This is a genomic window from Streptomyces sp. NPDC059080, assembly GCF_042739975.1.
Lineage (GTDB): Bacteria > Actinomycetota > Actinomycetes > Streptomycetales > Streptomycetaceae > Streptomyces > Streptomyces benahoarensis.
The window spans coordinates 1-23,169 of record NZ_JBHYGX010000040.1; the positions used below are offsets into that span (position 1 = coordinate 1).

Genomic DNA, 23,169 nt, shown 5'->3' on the forward strand with positions numbered 1-23,169 from the left:
GCCAAGGCCGCGCCGCCGCGCCGCCCCGCGCGGCCGCGCCCGGCCCCGCGGCCCGCGCCCGCGCTCCGGCTGGGCAGCCCCCGGCCCCGGCTGCGGCTGGTCGCCCTGGCGCTGACGCTGGTGATGCTGGTCTTCGTGGTCCGCCTCTTCCAGGTGCAGGCCGTCGACGCCGCCGCGTACGCCGCCAGGGCCAACGTCAACCGCTACGTCCCGGTGACCCTGGCCGCCGAGCGCGGCGCCATCACCGACCGCTCCGGCGTCGACCTCGCCACCACCGTCGACGCGTACGACATCACCGCCGACCCCAGCCTGCTGGCGCCCGACAAGATCAAGACGGCGGGCGCCCCGCAGCGGGCCGCCGCGCTGCTCGCGCCCGTCCTCGGCGAGGACCGCGCCACCCTCGCCGCCAAGCTCTCCAAGCCCTCCTCCCGGTACGTCGTCCTCGCCCGGCAGCAGACCCCGCAGGTCTGGAAGAAGATCAAGGACATGCGGGCGGAGCTGGACAGGAAGGCGGCCGCCGCGCCGAAGAAGGCGCCCGACCCCAACGTTCTCGTCGGGATCTTCGCCGACCGGCACAGCAAGCGCGTCTACCCCAACGACGCCCTCGCCGCCGGTGTCCTCGGCTTCGTCAACAGCGAGGGCGTGGGCGGCGGCGGCCTGGAGGCCCAGCTGAACAAGGAGCTGGCGGGCAAGGACGGCAAGCTCGTCTACGCGCAGTCCGGCGGCCGCCGGGTGCCCACCGCCGACACCCAGGAACACCCCGCCGTCCCCGGCACCGACGTCCGCCTCACCCTGGACCGCGACATCCAGTGGGAGGCGCAGAAGGCCATCACCGAGCAGGTCACCGAGTCCAAGGCCGACCGCGGCTACGTCGTCGTCCAGGACACCCGCACCGGACAGATCCTCGCCCTCGCCAACGCCCCCGGCTTCGACCCCAACCACCTCGACTGGGCCAACCCCACAGCCCTCGGCAACGCCGCCCTCACCGACGCCTACGAACCGGGCTCCACCAGCAAACTCATGTCGATGGCCGCCGTCCTGGAGGAGGGCGCCGCCACCCCCGCGACCCGCGTCACCGTCCCCAACCGGCTGCACCGCGGCGACCGGCTCTTCGCCGACGACGTCGACCACGACACCTGGCACCTCACGCTCAACGGCGTCCTCGCCAAGTCCAGCAACATCGGCACCATCCTCGCCACCGGCCAGCTCGGCAGGACCCAGCCCGAGGCCAACCGCGTGCTCCACTCGTACCTCGACAAGTTCGGCATCGGTCGCCCCACCGGACTCCACTTCCCCGGCGAGACCGACGGCATCCTGGCCAAGCCGCAGGACTGGAACACCTCGCAGCAGTACACGATCCCGTTCGGCCAGGGCCTCTCCCTCAACGCCGTCCAGGCCGCCTCCGTCTACTCCACCATCGCCAACGGCGGCGAGCGCATCGCCCCCACCCTCATCCGCGGCACCACCGGCCCTGACGGCCACTACCTACAGGCGCCCGCCCCCGAGAAGAACCGCGTGGTGAGCCGGAAGACCGCCCGGCAGCTCGCCACCATGCTCGAATCCGTCGTCGACGACCGCGAGGGCACCGGTGCCGCCGCGAAGATCGACGGCTACCGCGTGGGCGGTAAGACCGGCACGTCCAACCGGGTGGATCCCCAGACCGGCCGCTACCACGGCTACACCGCCTCCTTCGCCGGTTTCGCCCCCGCCGACACCCCCCGCATCACCGTCTACTGCGCGGTCCAGAACCCCACCAAGGGCAGCTATTTCGGCGGCCAGGTCTGCGGCCCCGTCTACCAGCAGGTGATGAAGTTCGCGCTGAAATCCCTACAGGTCCCGCCCAGCGGCAGCGCCTCGCCGGGGCTGCCTGTCACCTTCACGCCAGGCGACTGAAAACGAGGCAACATCGCCGTGACGACCATCACTCCCCACGGAACGCCCGAGCCGGCGCACCGCTCCCGCCCGGAGCCCTCGCTTCGCCTCCGAGCCGCCGCGCCCGGTACGCTCACCGCCGTGTCACATGCTGAACAGTCCCCCAACGCCCAGAAGGACGCCTCCGGAACGTACCCGGGAGCGCCCCGCCCCGAGGAGGTCCGGCCCACCCCTCTGGCGGTCCTCGCCGAGCAGCTGGGCACCTCCGCCTCCGAAGCGGCAGACGTCCAGGTCACCGGCATCACCCATGACTCCCGGGCGGTACGCCCCGGTGACGTCTACGCGGCACTGCCCGGGGCCCGCCTGCACGGCGCCGACTTCGTCGCCCAGGCCGCCGACCTCGGCGCCGCGGCGATCCTGACCGATCCGACGGGCGAGAAGCGCGCCGCCGGAACCGGCCTCCCGGTGCTCGTCACCGACGACCCGCGCGCCCGGATGGGCGCCCTGGCCGTCTCCATCTACGGCGCGCCGGGCGAGGACCTCCTCCAGATCGGCATCACCGGGACCTCCGGCAAGACCACCACGGCCTACCTCGTTGAGGGGGGCCTGCGCGCAGCGCTGTCCCGTGTGGGTGATGGCGGGCGACAGGAGGGCGGCCTCAAGGCCGCTGCCGCCGCCGAGGGCGTCGGCGCGCTGACCGGGCTGATCGGCACCGTCGAGACCCGCATCGGCGACGAGCGCATCAAGTCCGAGCGCACCACCCCCGAGGCCACCGACCTTCAGGCGCTCTTCGCCGTCATGCGTGAGCGGGGCGTCCGCTCCGTCGCCATGGAGGTCTCCAGCCATGCGCTGGTCCTCGGCCGGGTCGACGGCTGCGTCTTCGACGTTGCCGTCTTCAACAACCTCAGCCCGGAGCACATGGAGTTCCACTCCGGCATGGAGGACTACTTCCAGGCCAAGGCCCGGCTGTTCACCCGGGCCCGCAGCCGCGCCGGTGTCGTCAACCTCGACGACGAGTACGGCAAGCGCCTGGCCCGCGGCCTCTCCGAGGTCCCGGTGACCACCTTCTCCGCCGAGGGCCACCCGGACGCGGACTGGCGCGCCGCCGACGTCGAGATCGGCGCGCTCGGCTCGACGTTCACCGTGCACGGCCCCCACGGCGAGAAGCTGCGGGCCGCCTCGCCGCTCGCCGGTCCGTTCAACGTCGCCAACGCGCTCGCCGCGATCACCGCCCTGGTCGTCGCCGGGATCGACCCGCAGACCGCCGCCGACGGCGTCGCCGCGGTGCCCGGTGTCCCCGGCCGCCTGGAGCGCGTGGACGCCGGTCAGCCGTACCTCGCCGTCGTCGACTACGCGCACAAGACCGACGCCGTCGAATCGGTTCTGCGGGCGCTGCGCAAGGTCACCGACGGCAAGCTGCACGCCGTGCTCGGCTGCGGCGGCGACCGTGACCCGCACAAGCGCGTGCCCATGGGCGCCGCGGTGGCCCGCCTCGCCGACACCGCCGTACTGACCTCCGACAACCCGCGCTCCGAGGACCCGCTGGCGATCCTCGCCACCATGCTCGCGGGCGCCGCCGAGGTGCCGATCCACGAGCGCGGCACCGTCCTCGTGGAGGAGGAGCGCGGCGCGGCCATCGCCGCCGCCGTCGCCCGCGCCGAACCGGGCGACACCGTGATCGTCGCCGGCAAGGGCCACGAACAGGGCCAGGACATCGCCGGAGTGGTCCGCCCCTTCGACGACCGCCAGGTGTTGCGCGCGGCCATCGTGGCCTCGCAGTCCGAGAAACAGCCGAACCACCAGGGATGACACACCGCCATGCGCGCACAACCTTTCCGCTGGTACCTTCCGCCGCTCGCCGGGGGTGACCTGTGATCTCCCTGTCCCTCGCCGAGATCGCGAGCATCACCGGCGGGCAGCCGCACGACATACCGGACCCGCAGCTGACGGTCTCCGGCCCGGTCGTGAAGGACTCCCGCGAGGTACGCCCCGGCAGCCTCTTCGTGGCCTTCGCCGGTGAACGGGCCGACGGCCACGACTTCGCCGCGGGCGCCGTCGCCGACGGCGCGACGGCCGTTCTCGCCGCCCGCCCCGTCGGCGTCCCGGCGATCGTCGTCGACGACGTCGTCACCGCGCTCGGCGCACTGGCCCGCGCCGTCGTCGGGCGCCTGGGTACCAACGTCGTCGCCCTCACCGGCTCCGCAGGCAAGACCAGCACCAAGGATCTGATCGCCCAGCTTCTCCAGCGCAACGGCCCGACGGTGTGGCCGGAGGGCAACCTCAACAACGAGATCGGCCTGCCGCTCACCGCGCTCCGCGCCGACGACACCACCCGCCACCTCGTCCTGGAGATGGGCGCGCGCGGCGTCGGTCACATCCGCTATCTCGCGGCGCTCACCCCGCCCCGGATCGGCGTGGTCCTCAACGTCGGCAGCGCGCACATCGGCGAGTTCGGCGGCCGCGAGCAGATTGCCCTGGCAAAGGGCGAACTGGTCGAGGCACTGCCCGCAGCGGCCGAAGAAGGGCCCGAAGGGCCTCCACAGGAGGGTGGGGGCGGGCGACGGGAGGGCGGCGTCGCCGTGCTCAACGCCGACGACCCCTACGTCCGCACCATGGTGCACCGCACGAAGGCCCGTACGGTCCTCTTCGGCGAGGCGCCGGAGGCCGACATCCGTGCCGAGAACGTCCGGCTCACCGCGCTCGGACAGCCCGCCTTCACGCTCCACACACCCTCCGGGTGCAGCGAGGTGACCATGCGGCTGTACGGTGAGCACCACGTGTCGAACGCGCTCGCCGCGGCCGCCGTCGCCCACGAGTCGGGCATGTCCGTGGACGAGATCGCCACCGCGCTCTCCGAAGCCGGCACGCTCTCCCGCTGGCGGATGGAGGTCACCGAGCGCGCGGACGGCGTGACGGTCGTCAACGACGCCTACAACGCGAACCCCGAGTCCATGCGAGCGGCGCTGCGAGCGCTGGTCGCGATGGGCGAAGCCGGTAAGGCGCGGGGCGGGCGCACGTGGGCGGTGCTCGGAGAGATGGCCGAGCTGGGCGAGGACGCCCTCGCCGAACACGACGCGGTCGGACGCCTGGCCGTCCGGCTCAACGTCAGCAAGCTCGTGGCGGTCGGTGGCAGGGAAGCCGCCTGGCTGCAAATGGGCGCTTACAACGAGGGTTCGTGGGGTGAGGAGTCGGTGCACGTGTCCGACACGCGGGCGGCGGTCGACCTGTTGCGCAGCGAGCTGCGGCCGGGGGATGTCGTGCTGGTGAAGGCATCCAGGTCGGTGGGGCTCGAACGGGTCGCGGCGGCATTGCTGGAGGGTGAGGGCGTACAGGGCGCCGAGAGCGGGTCCGCGACCCGATGAACTCCATGAAGCAGATCCTCTTCTCCGGAATGATCGGGCTCTTCCTGACCCTGATCGGTACCCCGCTGCTGATCAAGCTGCTGGCCAAGAAGGGCTACGGGCAGTTCATCCGCGATGACGGCCCCCGTAGCCACGGCAGCAAGAAGGGCACGCCCACCATGGGCGGTATCTCCTTCATCCTGGCCACGATCATCGCGTACGCCCTGACGAAGGTGATCACCTCCAGCGACCCGACCTTCTCCGGTGTGCTGGTGCTCTTCCTCTTCGCGGGCATGGGCCTGGTCGGCTTCCTCGACGACTACATCAAGATCGTCAAGCAGCGGTCGCTGGGTCTGCGGGCCAAGGCGAAGATGGCCGGCCAGCTGATCGTCGGTATCGCCTTCGCGGTGCTCTCGCTGCAATTCGCCGACCTGCGCGGCGCCACCCCGGCGTCCGACCGGCTCTCCTTCACCCAGGACTTCGGCTGGCAGATCGGCCCAGTGCTCTTCGTCATCTGGGCGCTGTTCATGATCCTGGCGATGTCCAACGGCGTGAACCTCACCGACGGTCTCGACGGTCTGGCCACCGGCGCCTCCGTGATGGTCTTCGGCGCGTACACCTTCATCGGCATCTGGCAGCACCAGGAGTCCTGCGCCAACGCGATCACCGCGGGCCCCGGCTGCTACGAGGTACGCGATCCGCTCGACCTCGCGGTGGTCGCCTCCGCCCTGATGGGCGCCTGCTTCGGCTTCCTGTGGTGGAACACCTCGCCCGCCAAGATCTTCATGGGTGACACCGGTTCGCTGGCGCTGGGCGGCGCGCTCGCCGGTCTGGCGATCTGCTCCCGCACCGAGCTGCTGCTGGCCGTCCTGGGCGGTCTGTTCGTCCTCATCACGATGTCCGTGGTCATCCAGGTCGGATCGTTCCGCCTGACCGGCAAGCGGGTTTTCCGGATGGCGCCACTCCAGCACCACTTCGAACTCAAGGGGTGGTCGGAAGTCCTTGTCGTGGTCCGCTTCTGGATCATCCAGGGCATGTGCGTGATCGTCGGCCTGGGCCTCTTCTACGGCGGCTGGCAGGCCGCCAAGTGACCGCGGAATTCGCCGGCGTGTACGTCACCGTCGCCGGTCTGGGCGTGAGCGGCATCAGCGCCGCCCGCGCCCTGGCCGGCCTCGGCGCCCACGTCACGGTCGTGGACGGCGGCGACGGCGAGCGGCAGCGGGCCGCCGCCGCGGAGCTGGAGGGGTGGGCGGCCCGGGAGGTCGCCGAGGGTTCGGTGACCGTCCGCCTCGGCGACGGCACCACCCTCCCCGAGGGCACCGGCCTCGTCGTCACCTCGCCCGGCTGGAAGCCGGACAGCCCGCTGTTCACCGCGGCCGCCGCGGCCGGGGTGGACGTCGTCGGCGACGTCGAGATCGCCTGGCGGCTGCGCGGCCCGGACGCCGCCGACTGGCTGGCGGTCACCGGCACCAACGGCAAGACCACCACGGTGCGGATGCTCGCCGCGATCCTGGAGGCCGAGGGCCTGCGCACCACGGTCGCCGGCAACATCGGCACCCCGATCATCGACCTCGTCCTCGGCCAGGACACCGAGCGCTACGACGTCCTCGCCGTGGAGCTGTCCAGCTACCAGCTGCACTGGGCCCCGTCGGTACGGGCCCACTCCGGGGCGGTCCTCAATCTCGCCCCCGACCACCTCGACTGGCACGGCTCCATGGCGGCGTACGCCGCCGACAAGGGCCGGATCTACGAGGGCAACACCGTCGCCTGCGTCTACAACGTGGCCGACCCGGCGACCGAGGACCTGGTCCGCGAGGCCGACGTCGAGGAGGGCTGCCGGGCGATCGGCTTCACCCTCGGCACCCCGGGCCCCTCGCAGCTCGGGGTGGTCGACGGCATCCTCGTCGACCGCGCCTTCGTCGAGAACCGCCAGAAGCAGGCCCAGGAGCTGGCCGAGGTCGGCGACGTCACGCCGTCCGCGCCGCACAACATCGCCAACGCCCTCGCGGCGGCGGCGCTGGCCCGGGCGTACGGCGTGCGGCCCGCGGCGGTCCGCGAGGGGCTGCGGGCGTTCCAGCCGGACGCCCACCGCATCCAGCACATCGCGGACGTCGCCGGTGTGGCGTACGTCGACGATTCCAAGGCGACCAACACCCACGCGGCCGAGGCGTCGTTGGCCTCGTATGCACACCTCGTCTGGATCGCCGGGGGGCTCGCCAAGGGAGCCACCTTCGACGAGCTGGTGCGTACGGCCGCGGGGCGGCTGCGCGGGGCGGTGCTGATCGGCGCCGACCGGGCGCTGATCCGCGAAGCCCTGGCGCGACACGCCCCCGATGTCCCGGTGGTCGACCTCGACCGGACCGACACTGGGGCGATGTCCGAGGCGGTCCGCGAAGCGGCCGCCCTCGCCGAGCCCGGCGACACGGTGCTCCTGGCCCCGGCCTGTGCCTCGATGGACATGTTCGTGAACTACAACAAGCGCGGCGACGCCTTCGCCGACGCGGTGCGCGACCTGAGCGCACCTGGCCGGTAGCCGCTCGTCCCGCTCCCGTCGAGGATCTGCGGCCCGCACTGTGGAGGGGACGAGATGACGGCCCGATCGGCGAAGGCGGCGCCGCCGCGTCCGCGGCGCACCGTCACCGCATCGCGGCCGCCGCGCGGCGGCCGTCCGGCCGGCGGCGGCCCGCGGCGGCTCTACACCCGGGTCCGGCGGGCCTGGGACCGTCCGCTGACGGCGTACTACCTGATCCTCGGCGGCAGTATGCTGCTCATCGTTCTCGGTCTGGTGATGGTCTACTCGGCCTCGCAGATCAAGGCGCTGCAGTCCGGGCTGGCGCCGAGCTTCTTCTTCCGCAAACAGCTGATGGCCGCGGTCATCGGCGCCGTCCTGCTGTTCTTCGCCGCCCGGCTGCCGGTGCGGCTGCACCGTGCGCTCGCCTACCCGCTGCTGGCCGTCTCGGTGTTCGCGATGTGCCTGGTGCAGGTGCCGGGGATCGGGGTCGCGGTCAACGGCAACCAGAACTGGATCCATATCGGCGGCGCTTTCCAGATGCAACCCAGCGAGTTCGGGAAGCTCGCGCTCGTCCTGTGGGGCGCCGATCTGCTCGCCCGCAAGCAGGAGAGAAAACTCCTGGTGCAGTGGAAGCATCTGCTGGTGCCGCTGATCCCGGTCGCCTTCCTGCTGCTCGGGCTGATCATGCTCGGCGGCGACATGGGCACCGCGATCATTCTCACAGCGATCCTCTTCGGGCTGCTGTGGCTGGCGGGCGCCCCCACCCGGCTGTTCGCCGGCGTCCTGGGCGCCGCGACGGTCATCGGCGCCCTGCTGATCAAGACCAGCGCCAACCGTATGTCCCGTCTCGCCTGCATCGGCGCGACCGACCCGGGCCCCAACGACCAGTGCTGGCAGGCGGTGCACGGCATCTACGCGCTGGCCTCCGGCGGACTCTTCGGTTCCGGGCTCGGCGCGAGTATGGAAAAATGGGGTGAACTCCCTGAACCGCACACCGACTTCATCTTCGCCATCACCGGGGAGGAACTGGGACTGGCGGGGACGCTGTCGGTGCTCGCCCTGTTCGCGGCTCTAGGCTATGCAGGTATCCGCGTGGCCGGACGCACGGAGGACCCCTTCGTGAGGTACGCCGCGGGAGGCGTGACCACCTGGATCATGGCCCAGACCATGGTCAACATCGGTGCGGTGCTCGGCCTGTTGCCGATCGCCGGCGTCCCGCTCCCGCTGTTCTCCTACGGAGGCTCCGCCCTGCTGCCGTCGATGTTCGCCGTCGGGCTGCTGATCGCCTTCGCGCGTGATGAGCCCGCGGCGCGGGCGGCGCTGGCCATGCAGGCCACGCGGCGGCCGGGTTCCGGAAGGAAATCGGCCGGGGTGAGATGGAAGACGATGAGACGGCGCGTCACGAGGCGACCGTCCGGAGAGCGGTGAATTTCGGTGCATGTCGTACTCGCTGGTGGGGGGACCGCCGGCCACATCGAGCCCGCGCTCGCCCTCGCGGACGCACTGCGGAGGCAGGACCCGACCGTGGGGATCACGGCACTCGGCACGGAACGCGGTCTGGAGACCCGGCTCGTCCCGGAGCGCGGCTACGAGCTGGGACTGATCCCGGCCGTACCGCTGCCCCGTAAGCCCACCCCCGAACTCATCACCGTCCCCGGGCGGCTGCGCGGCACCATCAAGGCCGCCGAGCAGATCCTGGAGCGGACGAAGGCGGACTGCGTCGTCGGCTTCGGCGGCTACGTCGCGTTGCCCGGCTACCTCGCCGCCAAGCGCCTGGGCGTGCCGATCGTCGTCCACGAGGCCAACGCCCGCCCGGGTCTGGCCAACAAGATCGGCTCCCGGTACGCCAAGTACGTCGCGGTCTCCACCCCGGAGAGCAAGCTGCGCGGCGCCCGCTACGTCGGCATTCCGCTGCGGCGCACCATCGCCACCCTCGACCGGGCGGCGGTCCGTCCCGAGGCGCGCGCGGCGTTCGGGCTCGACCCCAACCTCCCGACGCTGCTGGTCTCCGGCGGCTCCCAGGGTGCGCGCCGCCTCAACGAGGTCATCCAGGCCGCGGTCCCGGCGCTCCAGCGCTCCGGCATCCAGGTCCTGCACGCGGTCGGCCCGAAGAACGAACTGCCGCAGGTCGACAACATGCCGGGTATGCCCCCCTATGTACCGGTACCGTACGTGGACCGGATGGACCTCGCCTACGCCGCGGCGGACATGATGCTCTGCCGCGCGGGCGCGATGACCGTCGCCGAACTCTCCGCCGTCGGGCTTCCCGCCGCGTACGTCCCCCTGCCGATCGGCAACGGCGAACAGCGGCTGAACGCCCAGCCGGTGGTCAACGCCGGTGGCGGACTCCTCGTCGACGACGCCCAGCTCACTCCGGAGTGGGTGCAGTCCACGGTCCTCCCGGTCCTCGCCGACCCGCACCGGCTGTACGAGATGTCCCGCGCGGCCTCCGAGTTCGGCCGCCGGGACGCCGATGAACTCCTCGTCGGCATGGTGTACGAGGCGATTGCCCAGCGGAACAGCTAGACGACGAAAGGCAGGGGGAGCGTGGCCGGACCGACCGCCGCCCGCAGCGGGACAAAGGGGGCGCCGGTCTCCGGCCGGGCCCCCGCCGAACCGGCCCGCGCGGGACGGCGCTTGTGGCCGCGCCTCCCCCTCCGCCGACCGGGCCGTCGTGGTCTGATCATCACTCTGATCCTGGTGCTCCTCCTCGGCGGCTTCGCCGTCTGGGCCCTCTATGGCTCGAACTGGCTACGGGTGTCGGGCGTCAAGGCGTCCGGCACCCGGGTGCTGACCCCCGGCGAGGTCATCGAGGCCGCCGATGCCCCGTTGCGCACCCCTCTGGTGTCGGTCGACACCGACGCGATCGCCGCCCGGCTGCGCCACCGGCTGCCCCGGATCAAGTCCGTGGACGTGGTCCGTTCCTGGCCGCACACGATCACCTTGAAGGTGGCCGAAAGGGAACCGGAACTGGTCATGCCCGAGGGCGGCAAGTACGTCGAAGTTGACGCCGAGGGTGTCCGTTTCGCGACTGTGCCCGCACTTCCCAAGGGCCTCCCCGCGCTCCAGTTGGCGGCGGGCGACGCCCCGAGCCTGGACCGTTTCGGTCCCGCCCGACTGCGCCGGGCCGCGGTCGAGGTCGTGTCCGGCCTCCCCGAAACCCTTCACAAGCAGGTCAAAACCGTGCGCGTGACGTCGTACGATGCGATCACACTCGAACTGGCCGGGAAGCGCACGGTGGTGTGGGGGAGTAGCGAACACGGCCCCCGAAAGGCGGCGGTGCTGACCGCTCTCCTCAAAGCCGCGCGTGACGCACACCACTTCGATGTGTCCGTTCCCAGTGCGCCTGCGGTGTCCGGGAGTTGACGGCCGTTGTCGCAGGCCAGCACCCTGGATGGCTATCACCGTGGGTGATCACATAGGGTGAAAAGAAAAACGGGAGGTTCGGCGTGTTCGTTGAACGTGCGCCACTTGTCGACTTAGTGTCTCGTTCCAAAGGGACTTTGCTTCCAACGGAACACGGATACAAGTAACCCTAAACTTCAACGTTAGGGTTCGGGTCGGCATTACGGACCGTCCCATCGGCATCAGTCGGCGTCCACAAGGAATGTGAGGCGGCGACACGTAACTCGAGGCGAGAGGCCTTCGACGTGGCAGCACCGCAGAACTACCTCGCAGTCATCAAGGTCGTCGGCATCGGCGGCGGTGGCGTGAACGCCATCAACCGGATGATCGAGGTCGGGCTCAAGGGCGTCGAGTTCATCGCGATCAACACCGATGCGCAGGCGTTGCTGATGAGCGACGCCGACGTCAAGCTCGACGTCGGCCGCGAAATGACCCGCGGACTCGGCGCCGGCGCCAACCCGGACGTCGGCCGCAAGGCGGCCGAGGACCACCGCGAGGAGATCGAAGAGGTCCTCAAGGGGGCCGACATGGTCTTCGTGACCGCGGGCGAGGGCGGCGGCACCGGCACCGGCGGCGCCCCGGTCGTCGCCAACATCGCCCGTTCGCTGGGCGCCCTGACGATCGGTGTGGTCACCCGGCCGTTCACCTTCGAGGGCCGTCGGCGGGCCAACCAGGCCGAGGACGGCATCGCCAGCCTCCGCGAAGAGGTCGACACCCTCATCGTCATCCCCAACGACCGCCTGCTGTCCATCTCGGACCGTCAGGTGAGCGTGCTGGACGCGTTCAAGTCGGCCGACCAGGTGCTGCTCTCCGGTGTCCAGGGCATCACCGACCTGATCACCACGCCCGGCCTGATCAACCTCGACTTCGCCGACGTCAAGTCCGTGATGTCGGAGGCCGGTTCGGCGCTCATGGGCATCGGCTCGGCGCGCGGCGACGACCGTGCGGTGGCCGCCGCGGAGATGGCGATCTCCTCGCCGCTCCTGGAGGCGTCCATCGACGGCGCCCGCGGTGTGCTGCTCTCCATCTCCGGCGGCTCGGACCTCGGTCTCTTCGAGATCAACGAGGCCGCGCAGCTGGTCAGCGAGGCGGCCCACCCCGAGGCGAACATCATCTTCGGCGCGGTCATCGACGACGCGCTCGGCGACGAGGTGCGCGTCACCGTCATCGCCGCGGGCTTCGACGGCGGTCAGCCGCCGGCCCGCCGCGAGACGGTCATCGGCTCCTCCTCCGCCAAGCGCGAGGACCCGGCCCCGAGCCGTCCGGTCGCCCCGCCCGAGCCGCGGTCGTCGTCCTTCGGCGGACTGGGCGCGGTGCCGGTGCGGGACGAGGAGCCGGCCCCGGCCGAGACCTCCTCGCTGGGCGACGTCCTGTCCTCGAAGCCCCTCACCCCGCACGTGCCCCCGGCCCGTCCGTACTCGGACACCGCGGCCGAGGAACTGGACGTCCCGGACTTCCTGAAGTAGCCGAAGCACAGCAGTGATAGGGCAACAGCGGTACGCGAGCGGCGCGCACTTCGCCTTCACCGACAGGTGGGGCGGGGTGAGCGCCGCTCCGTACGATCAGCTCAATCTCGGCGGCGCGGTCGGCGACGACCCCGCGGCCGTCCGCGAGAACCGCGCCCGCGCGGCCCGGGAACTCGGCCTCGCTCCGGAGTCCGTGGTCTGGATGAACCAGGTGCACGGCAAGGACGTCGCGGTGGTCGACGGGCCATGGCGCGACGGCGACATCCCGTGTGTGGACGCGGTGGTGACCACCCGTCGGGGCCTGGCCCTCGCGGTGCTCACCGCCGACTGCACCCCCGTACTCCTCGCCGACCCGGTCGCCGGGATCATCGGCGCCGCGCACGCCGGGCGGCCCGGGATGGCGGCTGGTGTGGTGCCCGAAACGGTCCGCGCGATGACCGAACGGGGCGCGCGGGCCGACCGGATCGTCGCCCACACCGGACCGTCCGTGTGCGGCCGCTGCTATGAAGTGCCCGCCGCGATGCGGGACGAGGTCGCGGCGGTGGTACCAGAGGCATGGTCGACCACCTCCTGGGGCACCCCGGCGGTGGACGTCACCGCGGGCGTCGCGGCCCAACTCGCCGCCGCCGGCGTACCGGTTCGTGAAGATTCCCACATCTGCACCATGGAATCGGCGGACCACTTCTCCTATCGACGCGACCGCACCACCGGGCGGCTCGCGAGCTACGTATGGCTGGACGGCGCGTTGTGACGGACCGCAAGACGGAACTGGCCGCCAATCTGGCGCGGGTCGAGGAGCGCATCGCGGCCGCGTGTGCCGCCGCCGGGCGCCGGCGTGACGAGGTCACCCTGATCGTGGTCACCAAGACCTACCCGGCGAGCGATGTGCGGCTGCTCGCCGAACTCGGCGTGCGTCAGGTCGCGGAGAACCGCGATCAGGACGCGGCACCCAAAGCCGCCGAATGCGCCGATCTGCCCCTTACTTGGCACTTCGTCGGTCAATTGCAGACCAACAAGGTCCGCTCCGTCGCCGGGTACGCCGGGCTCGTACAGTCCGTCGACCGCGCCCGTCTGGTCACCGCGCTTTCCAAGGAAGCGGTGCGCGCGGAGCGGGAGATGGGGTGCCTGATCCAGGTGGCGCTGGACGCCGAGGCGGGGGAGCGGGGCGATCGCGGCGGGGTGGCGCCCGACGGCGTCGCGGCGCTCGCGGAGGCGATCGACGGCGCCCAAGGGCTGCGCCTGGACGGCGTGATGACGGTCGCACCGCTGGCGGGGCCGTACGCGGGGCGCCAACGGGCCGCGTTCGAGCGGCTCAGGGAAATCTCAACCGACCTGCGCGCCGCTTATCCTGCTGCCACCATGGTGTCGGCAGGCATGAGTGCGGACTTGGAGGACGCCGTGGCGGCCGGAGCGACACATGTGCGCGTCGGCACTGCGGTACTCGGAGTCCGTCCACGCCTCGGGTAACGTCGCCAAGCAAGTCGGACCACAGCACAAAATATGGTCATTCCCGTAAAAAATGGGGACAGGCCGAGTGGATCCAGGGCGCCCGGTGACGGAGCCGATCCACCACAGAGCGGAGGACGCAGAGAATGGCCGGCGCGATGCGCAAGATGGCGGTCTACCTCGGCCTCGTGGAGGACGATGGGTACGACGGCCGGGGGTTCGACCCCGATGACGAGTTCGAGCCCGAGCTCGACCCGGAGCCCGACCGCGGACGGCGGCAGCAGCAGCAAGTGCCGCCGGAGACACGCCCGGAGCGGGAGGAGCCGGTCAGATCCGTTCAGCCGCCCGCGCAGCGTGAGCCCACTCCGCTGCCCGCGGAAAGCGGACGACCCGCCCGAATCGCCCCCGTGGCATCCATCACACCCGACCGTCCGAATCTGGAGAAGAACGCACCGGTGATCATGCCCAAAGTTGTGTCCGAGCGGGAGCCTTACCGCATCACCACACTGCACCCCCGGACCTACAACGAAGCCCGTACCATCGGGGAACACTTCCGTGAGGGCACTCCGGTGATCATGAATCTCACGGAGATGGATGACACCGATGCGAAGCGACTTGTCGACTTTGCCGCCGGGCTAGTCTTCGGTCTGCACGGCAGCATCGAGCGCGTGACGCAGAAGGTGTTCCTGTTGTCGCCTGCTAACGTCGATGTCACGGCGGAGGACAAGGCCCGTATCGCAGAGGGTGGGTTCTTCAACCAGAGCTGAGACGCAACACCGGGCACACCGAGGCCACGAGGCCGACACGAGGGATCAGGGGAGAGGGGCGCGCGAAGATGAATGTCTTTGGGCAGGTGATCTACATCGCGCTGTACTGCTTCCTGATCGTGTTGATCTTCCGGCTGGTGATGGACTACGTGTTCCAGTTCGCCCGTTCATGGCAACCCGGCAAGGCGATGGTCGTCATTCTCGAAGCCGCTTACACCATCACTGATCCGCCACTCAAGCTTCTGCGGCGGGTCATCCCGCCGCTGCGTCTCGGGGGCGTGGCGCTTGACCTGTCCTTCTTCGTATTGATGATCATCGTATACATCCTGATCACCGTCGTGAGGTCGGTGTTGTTGGTGTGAACGATACGGTCTTGCCGATTGCCGACGACTACGTTGAGGTGAAGTAGAGATGCCGTTGACCCCCGAGGACGTGCGGAACAAGCAGTTCACAACCGTCCGCCTCCGAGAAGGCTATGACGAGGACGAGGTCGATGCCTTCCTCGACGAGGTGGAGGCCGAACTGACCCGCCTGCTGCGGGAGAACGAGGACCTGCGCGCGAAGCTGGCCGCCGCCACGCGGGCCGCCGCACAGAACCAGCAGCAGGGTCTGCGCAAGGGGCCCGACCAGCAGCAGGAGCAGCAGCAGCGCGGAGGGGCACCGGTGCCCGCCGCCATATCGGGTCCGCAGCCGGTCGCGCCGCAGCAGCAGGGGATGGGTGGCCCTCCCCAGCTTCCCGGCGGTGCACCTCAGCTGCCCGCAGGTCCCGGTGGACACGGCCCGCAGGCCGGTCCGCACGGCCCCGGCCCGATGGGCCCCGGCGGTCCGATGGGTGGCGGCCCCATGGGTGGCGGCCCCATGGGCGGCCCCGGCGGTCCGCAGCAGCTGCCCCAGGGTGGGCAGCAGCAGAGCGGTCCCGGCGGTGACGGCGCGGCGCGCGTGCTGTCGCTGGCGCAGCAGACCGCCGACCAGGCGATCGCGGAGGCCCGTTCCGAGGCCAACAAGATTGTCGGCGAGGCGCGTTCGCGCGCCGAGGGCCTGGAGCGCGACGCCCGTGCCAAGGCCGACGCGCTGGAGCGGGACGCGCAGGAGAAGCACCGCGTCGCGATGGGCTCCCTGGAGTCCGCCCGCGCCACGCTGGAGCGCAAGGTCGAGGACCTGCGCGGCTTCGAGCGCGAGTACCGCACCCGCCTGAAGTCGTACCTGGAGAGCCAGCTGCGTCAGCTGGAGAACCAGGCGGACGACTCGCTGGCCCCGCCGCGGACCCCGGCGACCGCGTCGCTGCCGCCGTCGCCCTCGATGGCGTCGGCCGGTGCGGGCTCCATGGGCGGTGGCAACCACGCCATGGGCGGCCAGTCGATGGGCAGCCACAACGGCCCGTCCAGCGGCGGCCCTTCGTACGGCGGCCAGCAGCAGATGGCGCCCGCGATGATGCAGCCGATGGCTCCGGTGCGGCCGCAGAGCCCGCAGCCGATGGGGCAGGCGCCGTCGCCGATGCGCGGCTTCCTCATCGATGAGGACGACAACTGACGTAGACCGGCGCACCGCGTCGCACACGTTCGGCAATCAGGGCCGGGCCCCGAGGGACATGTTCCCCCGGGGCCCGGCCCTTTTGCGTGGGTGGGATGCGGGGCGCGGGCCTGTGCGGGAGCGGACGGCGGCCCTGAGAAGGGCTTCCCCGGGAGGGCCGGCCCCGGCCCGCCTCCCGTACGTGCGGTCCGCCGAGGCCCCGTCAGCCGGGGTGTGCGTGCCGTCCCCCGTTCGTGCGGCGCTCTTTCGGGGGGCGGTGGCCCGGGGTGGCGCGGCGACGCCGGGCGGGAAATCGCACCGGCCCCGGTACCGCCGGGCCGCAAATCGCACCGGGCCCCCGGCACACGCGAGGTGCGCCGGGGGCCCGGTGACGTACTGACACATGGCGGGCGGTGCCGCCGGGGGGCTACGCCTTGCGGAGGCGGAAGGAGAGGCCCAGGGGCTCGTCCGTGAACAGTTCGCCGTAGCCGTCGGTGTCGTCGGCCGCGTCCTGTTCGGGGGTGAAGGCGGTGGCCAGCACCTCGTCGGCGATCAGCGGGGCGTGCTCGGCCAGGGCCGTGCCGAGGTCGGCGTCGGCGGTCTCCCAGCGCAGGGCGATCCGGTCGGCGACGTCCAGACCGCTGTTCTTGCGCGCCTCCTGGATGAGGCGGATCGCGTCGCGGGCCAGACCGGCGCGGCGCAGCTCCGGGGTGATCTCCAGGTCCAGGGCGACGGTCGCACCGGCGTCGGACGCCACCGACCAGCCCTCGCGCGGGGTTTCGGTGATGATCACCTCGTCCGGGGCGAGGGTGACGGTCTCGCCGTCGACCTCGACCGTGGCCTCGCCGTCGCGCAGCGCCAGCGAGAGCGCCGCGGCGTCGGCGGCGGCGATGGCCTTGGCGACCGCCTGGACGCCCTTGCCGAACCGCTTGCCCAGCGCACGGAAGTTGGCCTTGGCGGAGGTGTCGACCAGCGAACCACCCATGTCGGAGAGGGCGGCGAGCGAGGAGACGTTCAGCTCCTCGGCGATCTGGGCGCGCAGGTCCGCGGAGAGACCGGCGAAGCCGTGCGCCGCGACCAGCGCGCGGGACAGCGGCTGACGGGTCTTCACACCGGACTCGGCGCGGGTGGCCCGGCCCAGCTCGACCAGCCGGCGCACCAGCCGCATCTGCACGGACAGCTCCGGGTCGATGAGCCCCGGGTCGGCGAGCGGCCAGGACGACAAGTGCACGGAGTCCGGCGCCTGCGGGGTGACCGGTACGACGAGGTCCTGCCAGACCCGCTCGGTGATGAACGGCGTGAGCGGCGCCATCAGCCGCGTCACCGTCTCGACGACCTCGTGCAGGGTGCGCAGCGCGGCCGGGTCGCCCTGCCAGAAGCGGCGGCGGGAGCGGCGCACGTACCAGTTGGAGAGGTCGTCGACGAAGGAGGACAGCAGCTTTCCGGCGCGCTGGGTGTCGTACGCCTCCAGCGCCTCGGTGACGTCCTCGACGAGGGTGTTCAGCTCGCCGAGCAGCCAGCGGTCGAGCAGCGGGCGCTCGGCCGGGGCCGGGTCGGCGGCGGAGGGCGCCCAGTCGGAGGTCCGTGCGTAGAGCGCCTGGAAGGCGACGGTGTTCCAGTACGTCAGCAGGGTCTTGCGGACGACTTCCTGGATGGTGGTGTGGCCCACCCGGCGGGCGGACCAGGGCGAGCCGCCGGCCGCCATGAACCAGCGGACCGCGTCGGCGCCGTGCTGGTCCATCAGCGGGATCGGCTGGAGGATGTTGCCCAGGTGCTTGGACATCTTCCGGCCGTCCTCGGCGAGGATGTGGCCCAGGCAGACGACGTTCTCGTACGACGACTTGTCGAAGACGAGGGTGCCGACGGCCATCAGCGTGTAGAACCAGCCGCGCGTCTGGTCGATGGCCTCGGAGATGAACTGCGCCGGGTACCGCTTCTCGAAGAGTTCCTTGTTGCGGTACGGGTAGCCCCACTGCGCGAACGGCATCGAACCCGAGTCGTACCAGGCGTCGATGACCTCGGGCACGCGGGTGGCGGTGAGCGCGCAGCCCTCGTGGGTGCAGCCGAAGGTGACCGCGTCGATGAACGGGCGGTGCGGGTCCAGTCCCGACTGGTCGGTGCCGGTCAGCTCGGTCAGTTCGGCGAGCGAGCCGACACAGGTGAGGTGGCCCTCCTCGCAGCGCCAGACGGGCAGCGGGGTGCCCCAGTAGCGGTTGCGGCTCAGCGCCCAGTCGATGTTGTTCTGCAGCCAGTCGCCGAACCGGCCGTGCTTCACGGAGTCCGGGAACCAGTTGGTGTTCTCGTTCTCGCGGAGCAGGGCGTCCTTGACGGCGGTGGTGCGGATGTACCAGGACGGCTGCGCGTAGTAGAGGAGCGCGGTGTGGCAGCGCCAGCAGTGCGGGTAGCTGTGCTCGTAGGCGAGGTGGCGGAAGAGCAGACCGCGGGCGTCGAGGTCGGCGACGAGCGCCTCGTCGGCCTTCTTGAAGAACTCGCCGCCGACGAGCGGCAGTTCCTCCGCGAAGGTGCCGTCCGGGCGGACCGGGTTCACCACCGGCAGGCCGTAGCTCTTGCAGACCTTGAGGTCGTCCTCACCGAAGGCCGGGGCCTGGTGGACGAGGCCGGTGCCGTCCTCGGTGGTGACGTACTCGGCGTTGACGACGAAGTGGGCGCCCTCCAGCTCGACGAGGCCGAACGGGCGGCGGTAGGACCAGCGCTCCATCTCGCGGCCGGTGAACGACTCGCCGGTGGCGGTCCAGCCCTCGCCGAGCGCCTTCTCCAGCAGCGGCTCGGCGACGACCAGCTTCTCCTGGCCGTCGGTGGCGACGACGTAGGTGACGTCCGGGTGGGCGGCGACCGCGGTGTTGGAGACCAGCGTCCAGGGAGTGGTCGTCCAGATGAGGAGCGCGGCCTCACCGGCGAGCGGACCGGAGGTCAGCGGCAGCCGGACGTAGACGGACGGGTCGACGACCGTTTCGTAGCCCTGCGCCAGCTCGTGGTCGGACAGGCCGGTGCCGCAGCGGGGGCACCAGGGGGCGACGCGGTGGTCCTCGACCAGCAGGCCCTTGGAGAAGATCTCCTTCAGGGACCACCACACCGACTCGATGTAGTCGGGGTCCATGGTGCGGTACGGGGCGTCGAGGTCGGTCCAGTACCCCATGCGGGTCGTCAGCTCGGCGAAGGCGTCGGTGTGCCGGGTCACCGACTCGCGGCACCTGGCGTTGAACTCGGCGATGCCGTACGCCTCGATGTCCTTCTTGCCGTTGAAGCCCAGTTCCTTCTCGACGGCCAGCTCGACGGGGAGGCCGTGGCAGTCCCAGCCGGCCTTGCGGTCGACGTGGTAGCCCTGCATCGTGCGGAAGCGGGGGAAGACGTCCTTGAAGACGCGGGCCTCGATGTGGTGGGCGCCGGGCATGCCGTTGGCGGTCGGCGGGCCCTCGTAGAAGACCCATTCGGGCCGGCCCTCGGACTGCTGGAGGGTGCGGGCGAAGACCTTCTGCTCCTGCCAGAAATCGAGCACGGCGTGCTCCAGGGCGGGTAGGTCGACCTGTGCGGGCACCTGGCGGTACTGCGGCTGCTCACTCATCGGGTTCCTCCGGCGGACACCTGCTGCGTTCTCCGTCCGGAGGGACGAGAGCGCTGCTCCCGCGGTACCACCCTCCTTGGCGGTGGGCCTGCCACCGCCCCCTCATTGGGGTCGCGCTGCCGGTTCTACTCACCCGGGACGCTGCACGGGCTTTCTTCCGGCGGCTCCGGGGTGATCTTCACGTCGCGCACGCCTCCGGGCTCCCACCGTCCCCGGATCGCTGCTGGCTGCCTACGACGCTACTCGTCCCATCGATGCCTGTCGCTGCGCCCAGTGTACGGGGCGACGGGAACGGTGACCGACCGGATTCCGGGCGGGGCCCGGCTCCGGAACCCACCCGAACGCGGCCGGGGCCGTCGGACGGTCGGCCCCATGACCGGCCGGACGGTGGCGGGGCGGAACCGGGGGGCAGAGCGGGGGTATGGACGGTGCGTCCCATTGCCGCACCTCGTGCGGCGATTTATCGTTCCCGTCACGATTCGCGAACTAAATCACATATGTGAAGGGGTCGCGGCCATGGTGGCGAAGAAGAGCACGGCGCCCGCCGAAGAGCCCGGTGCGGCCCGTCCGGCCGCTCCACAGAAGGCCGGGGCGACCGCTTCCGGGACCCCGGGGAAGGAGGGCCCGGCCCGGAAGGCCCCGGCCAAGAAGACCGCGGTCAGGAAGGCCGCGGTCAGGAAAGCCCCGGCCAAGGCGGCGGCGGCGAAGAAGAGCACGGGGCGGAAGACGGCCGCGGCGAAGGCCCCGGCGAAGAAGGCGACCGCCGCGAAGGCGACGGCGAGGAAGACGGGAGCCAAGACGGTGGCGAAGAAGACCGCGGCCGCGGCGCACGGCACGGACCCGGCGGTACCCGCGGCGCTCGTGGCCGCCGCCCCCGACGACCTGGCCGTACGGCCGGGCGAGGATCCCTGGACGCCGGAGGAGGTCGACGAGGCGCGGACCGGGCTTCTGAGCGAGGCGGAGCGGCTGCGGACCGAGATCGCCGCCTCCGAGGACGCCATCGCGGGGCTGATGCGCGACTCCGGGGACGGTGCGGGTGACGACGAGGCGGACACCGGCACCAAGAACATCACCCGCGAGCACGAGCTGGCGCTGGCCTCCAACGCCCGCGAGATGCTGCTCCAGACCGAACGCGCCCTGGGCCGCCTGGACGCGGGCACGTACGGCCTCTGCGAGAACTGCGGCAACCCGATCGGCAAGGCCCGGATGCAGGCGTTCCCCCGGGCCACGCTCTGCGTGGAGTGCAAACAGAAACAGGAGCGCCGGGGCTGAGGGGCGCGGGGCGGACGGCGTCCCTTACGGGGCGTGTGCGGGGGTGGGGTGCGCCGTCCGGCCTCGGGGTGCGCCGCCCGGCCTCGGGGTGCGCCGGGCCGCGCTCGCCCGGAGTGCCGCCCTGCCCGGTGCCCGGGCCCGCCCCGGCCGCCCCGCCCCGCGGGTGCCCGTCGCCCGGCGCCCCCGGCCCGGCCGGTCCTCGGAGCGGGTGTCGTACCCTCGTTCCTCAGCCAGGCGTGACCTGGCGGGGACGCTACGGGCTGAGGGACGCACACAGTGGCAGAGGCGGAGCGCATCACCGGTACGCCGGAATCCGGAGCGGGTTCCGGGGCGGATCCCGACGCGGGCTCGGAGGGGGGACGTCCGGCGGAGCCGGAGCGGGGCGAGGGCCGCGGCAAGCGGCGGATCCCGGCCCTGCTGCTGATCGCGCTCGTCGCGTACCTGCTGGACCTGGGCAGCAAGCTGCTGGTGGTCGCGAAGCTGGAGCACCACGCGCCGGTCGAGGTCATCGGGACGCTGTTGCAGTTCGAGGTGATCCGCAACCGCGGGGCGGCGTTCAGCATGGGCGAGGCGCTGACGGTCTTCCTCACGATCATCGCGACGGTGGTGATCGTGGTGATCTTCCGGATCGCGCGCAAGCTCTACAGCCTGCCGTGGGCCGTCGCGCTGGGGCTGCTGCTCGGCGGCGCCTTCGGCAACCTCACCGACCGGCTCTTCCGTTCGCCGGGCGTCTTCGAGGGCGCGGTGGTCGACTTCATCGCCCCGGCGCACTTCGCGGTCTTCAACCTCGCCGACTCCGCGATCGTCTGCGGCGGCATCCTGATCGTGATCCTCTCCTTCCGCGGCCTGGACCCGGACGGCACGCTCCACAAGGACTGAACCGCCTTCGTGGAGGAGCCCGCCCGCCCGCCGTCGGCCGCCGGGCGGGCCACCCCGGGCGGACTGCCATACTCGTGGGGTGAGCACGCTTCCCGATATCCGCACCCTGCCCGTACCGGACGGCCTGGAGGGCGAGCGCGTCGACGCCGCGCTCGCCCGCATGTTCGGCTTCTCCCGTACGAAGTCCGCCGAGCTGGCGGCCGCCGGCAAGGTCCGGGTCGACGGCTCCGAGGTGATGAAGTCCGAGCGGGTGCGCGGCGGCGCCTGGCTGGAGGTCGAGATGCCGCAGGCGGCGGCGCCGGTCGAGATCGTCGCCGAGCCCGTCGAGGGCATGGAGATCGTCCATGACGACGACGACATCGTGGTGATCGTCAAGCCCGTCGGTGTCGCCGCGCACCCCAGCCCCGGCTGGACCGGCACCACCGTCATCGGCGGTCTGGCCGCCGCCGGTTACCGCATCTCCACCTCCGGCGCCGCCGAGCGCCAGGGCATCGTGCACCGCCTCGATGTCGGCACCTCGGGGCTGATGGTCGTCGCCAAGTCCGAGCGCGCCTACACCCTGCTCAAGCAGCAGTTCCGGGAGCGTACGGTCGACAAGCGCTACCACGCGCTGGTGCAGGGCCACCCGGACCCGATGAGCGGCACCATCGACGCCCCCATCGGCCGCCACCCGCAGCACGACTACAAGTGGGCGGTCGTCGCCGAGGGCAAGCCGTCGGTCACCCACTACGACCTCATCGAGGCGTACCGCGCCGCCAGCCTCCTCGACATCAAGCTGGAGACCGGGCGCACCCACCAGATCCGGGTGCACATGTCCGCCCACCGCCACCCCTGCGTCGGCGACCTGACGTACGGCGCGGACCCGACGATGGCCAAGCGGCTCGGGCTGACCCGGCAGTGGCTGCATGCGATGCGGCTCGGGTTCGAGCATCCGTCGGACGGCCGCTGGGTGGAGTTCGAGAGCGCCTATCCGGAGGATCTGCAGCGGGCGCTGGACACCGTGCAGGACGAGAGTTCCTGACGGTCCGACGGGCGCCGGGCCCGGCCAGCAGCGGAAGGTGACCGTCCGCTTTCTGTCCGGACATGGCAGGCTTGGGGCGAAAAGTGATCGGTTTCG

Annotated in this window: 18 protein-coding genes; 17 read left to right on the top strand and 1 reads right to left on the bottom strand. The window is 71.4% G+C overall.

What is annotated here, in order from left to right:
• The 14 genes from ACFWWQ_RS24430 to ACFWWQ_RS24495 all read left to right on the top strand — a co-directional run.
• Positions 1–1,893: peptidoglycan D,D-transpeptidase FtsI family protein (locus ACFWWQ_RS24430; RefSeq protein WP_384599895.1), on the top strand; the 1,893-nt coding region annotated here is incomplete at its 5' end.
• Positions 1,894–1,911: 18 nt separating this feature from the next.
• Positions 1,912–3,681: a Mur ligase family protein gene (locus tag ACFWWQ_RS24435; RefSeq protein WP_384599898.1), complete on the top strand. Its 1,770-nt coding sequence runs from the start codon at positions 1,912–1,914 to the stop codon at positions 3,679–3,681.
• A gap of 62 nt (positions 3,682–3,743) precedes the next feature.
• The gene (gene murF / locus ACFWWQ_RS24440) at positions 3,744–5,234 is read left to right on the top strand and encodes a UDP-N-acetylmuramoyl-tripeptide--D-alanyl-D-alanine ligase (RefSeq protein WP_384599901.1); all 1,491 of its coding nucleotides are present in this window, start codon (positions 3,744–3,746) and stop codon (positions 5,232–5,234) included.
• 5 nt (positions 5,235–5,239) lie between these two features.
• Positions 5,240–6,304 carry a phospho-N-acetylmuramoyl-pentapeptide-transferase gene (mraY, locus tag ACFWWQ_RS24445; protein ID WP_384599904.1) on the top strand — a complete coding sequence of 355 codons (1,065 nt, stop codon included), beginning with the start codon at positions 5,240–5,242 and terminating at the stop codon, positions 6,302–6,304.
• Entirely contained in the window at positions 6,301–7,746 is a 1,446-nt protein-coding gene (gene murD / locus ACFWWQ_RS24450) for a UDP-N-acetylmuramoyl-L-alanine--D-glutamate ligase (protein ID WP_384599907.1), read from the top strand. The genes mraY and murD overlap by 4 nt, the downstream gene beginning before the upstream one ends.
• Before the next feature lie 54 nt (positions 7,747–7,800).
• Positions 7,801–9,153 carry a putative lipid II flippase FtsW gene (ftsW, locus tag ACFWWQ_RS24455; RefSeq protein ID WP_384599910.1) on the top strand — a complete coding sequence of 451 codons (1,353 nt, stop codon included), beginning with the start codon at positions 7,801–7,803 and terminating at the stop codon, positions 9,151–9,153.
• A 6-nt stretch (positions 9,154–9,159) separates the two neighbouring features.
• Complete coding sequence (gene murG / locus ACFWWQ_RS24460; RefSeq protein WP_384599913.1) at positions 9,160–10,251, top strand: undecaprenyldiphospho-muramoylpentapeptide beta-N-acetylglucosaminyltransferase; 1,092 nt, start codon at positions 9,160–9,162, stop codon at positions 10,249–10,251.
• A 21-nt stretch (positions 10,252–10,272) separates the two neighbouring features.
• The gene (locus tag ACFWWQ_RS24465; RefSeq protein WP_384599916.1) at positions 10,273–11,091 is read left to right on the top strand and encodes a cell division protein FtsQ/DivIB; all 819 of its coding nucleotides are present in this window, start codon (positions 10,273–10,275) and stop codon (positions 11,089–11,091) included.
• Between the two features lie 284 nt (positions 11,092–11,375).
• Positions 11,376–12,596: a cell division protein FtsZ gene (ftsZ, locus tag ACFWWQ_RS24470; protein ID WP_384599919.1), complete on the top strand. Its 1,221-nt coding sequence runs from the start codon at positions 11,376–11,378 to the stop codon at positions 12,594–12,596.
• A gap of 13 nt (positions 12,597–12,609) precedes the next feature.
• Positions 12,610–13,347: a peptidoglycan editing factor PgeF gene (gene pgeF, locus ACFWWQ_RS24475; RefSeq protein WP_384599922.1), complete on the top strand. Its 738-nt coding sequence runs from the start codon at positions 12,610–12,612 to the stop codon at positions 13,345–13,347.
• Positions 13,344–14,063, top strand: a complete 720-nt coding sequence (locus ACFWWQ_RS24480) for a YggS family pyridoxal phosphate-dependent enzyme (RefSeq protein ID WP_384599925.1) — start codon at positions 13,344–13,346, stop codon at positions 14,061–14,063. The genes pgeF and ACFWWQ_RS24480 overlap by 4 nt, the downstream gene beginning before the upstream one ends.
• Positions 14,064–14,188: 125 nt before the next feature.
• Complete coding sequence (locus tag ACFWWQ_RS24485) at positions 14,189–14,809, top strand: cell division protein SepF (protein ID WP_384599928.1); 621 nt, start codon at positions 14,189–14,191, stop codon at positions 14,807–14,809.
• 68 nt (positions 14,810–14,877) lie between these two features.
• Positions 14,878–15,171: a YggT family protein gene (locus ACFWWQ_RS24490; protein ID WP_030281716.1), complete on the top strand. Its 294-nt coding sequence runs from the start codon at positions 14,878–14,880 to the stop codon at positions 15,169–15,171.
• A 49-nt stretch (positions 15,172–15,220) separates the two neighbouring features.
• A complete protein-coding gene (locus ACFWWQ_RS24495) occupies positions 15,221–16,339 on the top strand; it encodes a DivIVA domain-containing protein (protein ID WP_384599932.1) in 1,119 nt (372 codons plus the stop codon).
• A 406-nt stretch (positions 16,340–16,745) separates the two neighbouring features.
• On the opposite strand, the gene ileS is transcribed toward ACFWWQ_RS24495, so the two are convergent.
• Entirely contained in the window at positions 16,746–19,901 is a 3,156-nt protein-coding gene (gene ileS / locus ACFWWQ_RS24500) for an isoleucine--tRNA ligase (protein WP_384599934.1), read from the bottom strand.
• 516 nt (positions 19,902–20,417) lie between these two features.
• Here ileS and ACFWWQ_RS24505 point away from each other — a divergent pair.
• From ACFWWQ_RS24505 to ACFWWQ_RS24515, 3 genes are all read left to right on the top strand, one after another.
• A complete protein-coding gene (locus ACFWWQ_RS24505; RefSeq protein WP_384599937.1) occupies positions 20,418–21,173 on the top strand; it encodes a TraR/DksA family transcriptional regulator in 756 nt (251 codons plus the stop codon).
• 276 nt (positions 21,174–21,449) lie between these two features.
• Positions 21,450–22,052, top strand: a complete 603-nt coding sequence (gene lspA / locus ACFWWQ_RS24510; RefSeq protein WP_384599940.1) for a signal peptidase II — start codon at positions 21,450–21,452, stop codon at positions 22,050–22,052.
• Positions 22,053–22,131: 79 nt separating this feature from the next.
• Positions 22,132–23,073 (top strand): RluA family pseudouridine synthase, encoded by a 942-nt coding sequence (locus tag ACFWWQ_RS24515; RefSeq protein WP_384599943.1) that lies wholly within the window; start codon positions 22,132–22,134, stop codon positions 23,071–23,073.
• Positions 23,074–23,169: the final 96 nt, after the last annotated feature.

Coding starts and splice junctions, on each gene's coding strand:
- ACFWWQ_RS24495 (WP_384599932.1), top strand. CDS start 15,221: ATGCCGTTGACCCCCGAGGACGTGCGGAACAAGCAGTTCACAACCGTC.
- ACFWWQ_RS24505 (WP_384599937.1), top strand. CDS start 20,418: ATGGTGGCGAAGAAGAGCACGGCGCCCGCCGAAGAGCCCGGTGCGGCC.
- ileS (WP_384599934.1), bottom strand. CDS start 19,901: ATGAGTGAGCAGCCGCAGTACCGCCAGGTGCCCGCACAGGTCGACCTA.
- ftsW (WP_384599910.1), top strand. CDS start 7,801: ATGACGGCCCGATCGGCGAAGGCGGCGCCGCCGCGTCCGCGGCGCACC.
- ACFWWQ_RS24490 (WP_030281716.1), top strand. CDS start 14,878: ATGAATGTCTTTGGGCAGGTGATCTACATCGCGCTGTACTGCTTCCTG.
- ACFWWQ_RS24485 (WP_384599928.1), top strand. CDS start 14,189: ATGGCCGGCGCGATGCGCAAGATGGCGGTCTACCTCGGCCTCGTGGAG.
- mraY (WP_384599904.1), top strand. CDS start 5,240: ATGAAGCAGATCCTCTTCTCCGGAATGATCGGGCTCTTCCTGACCCTG.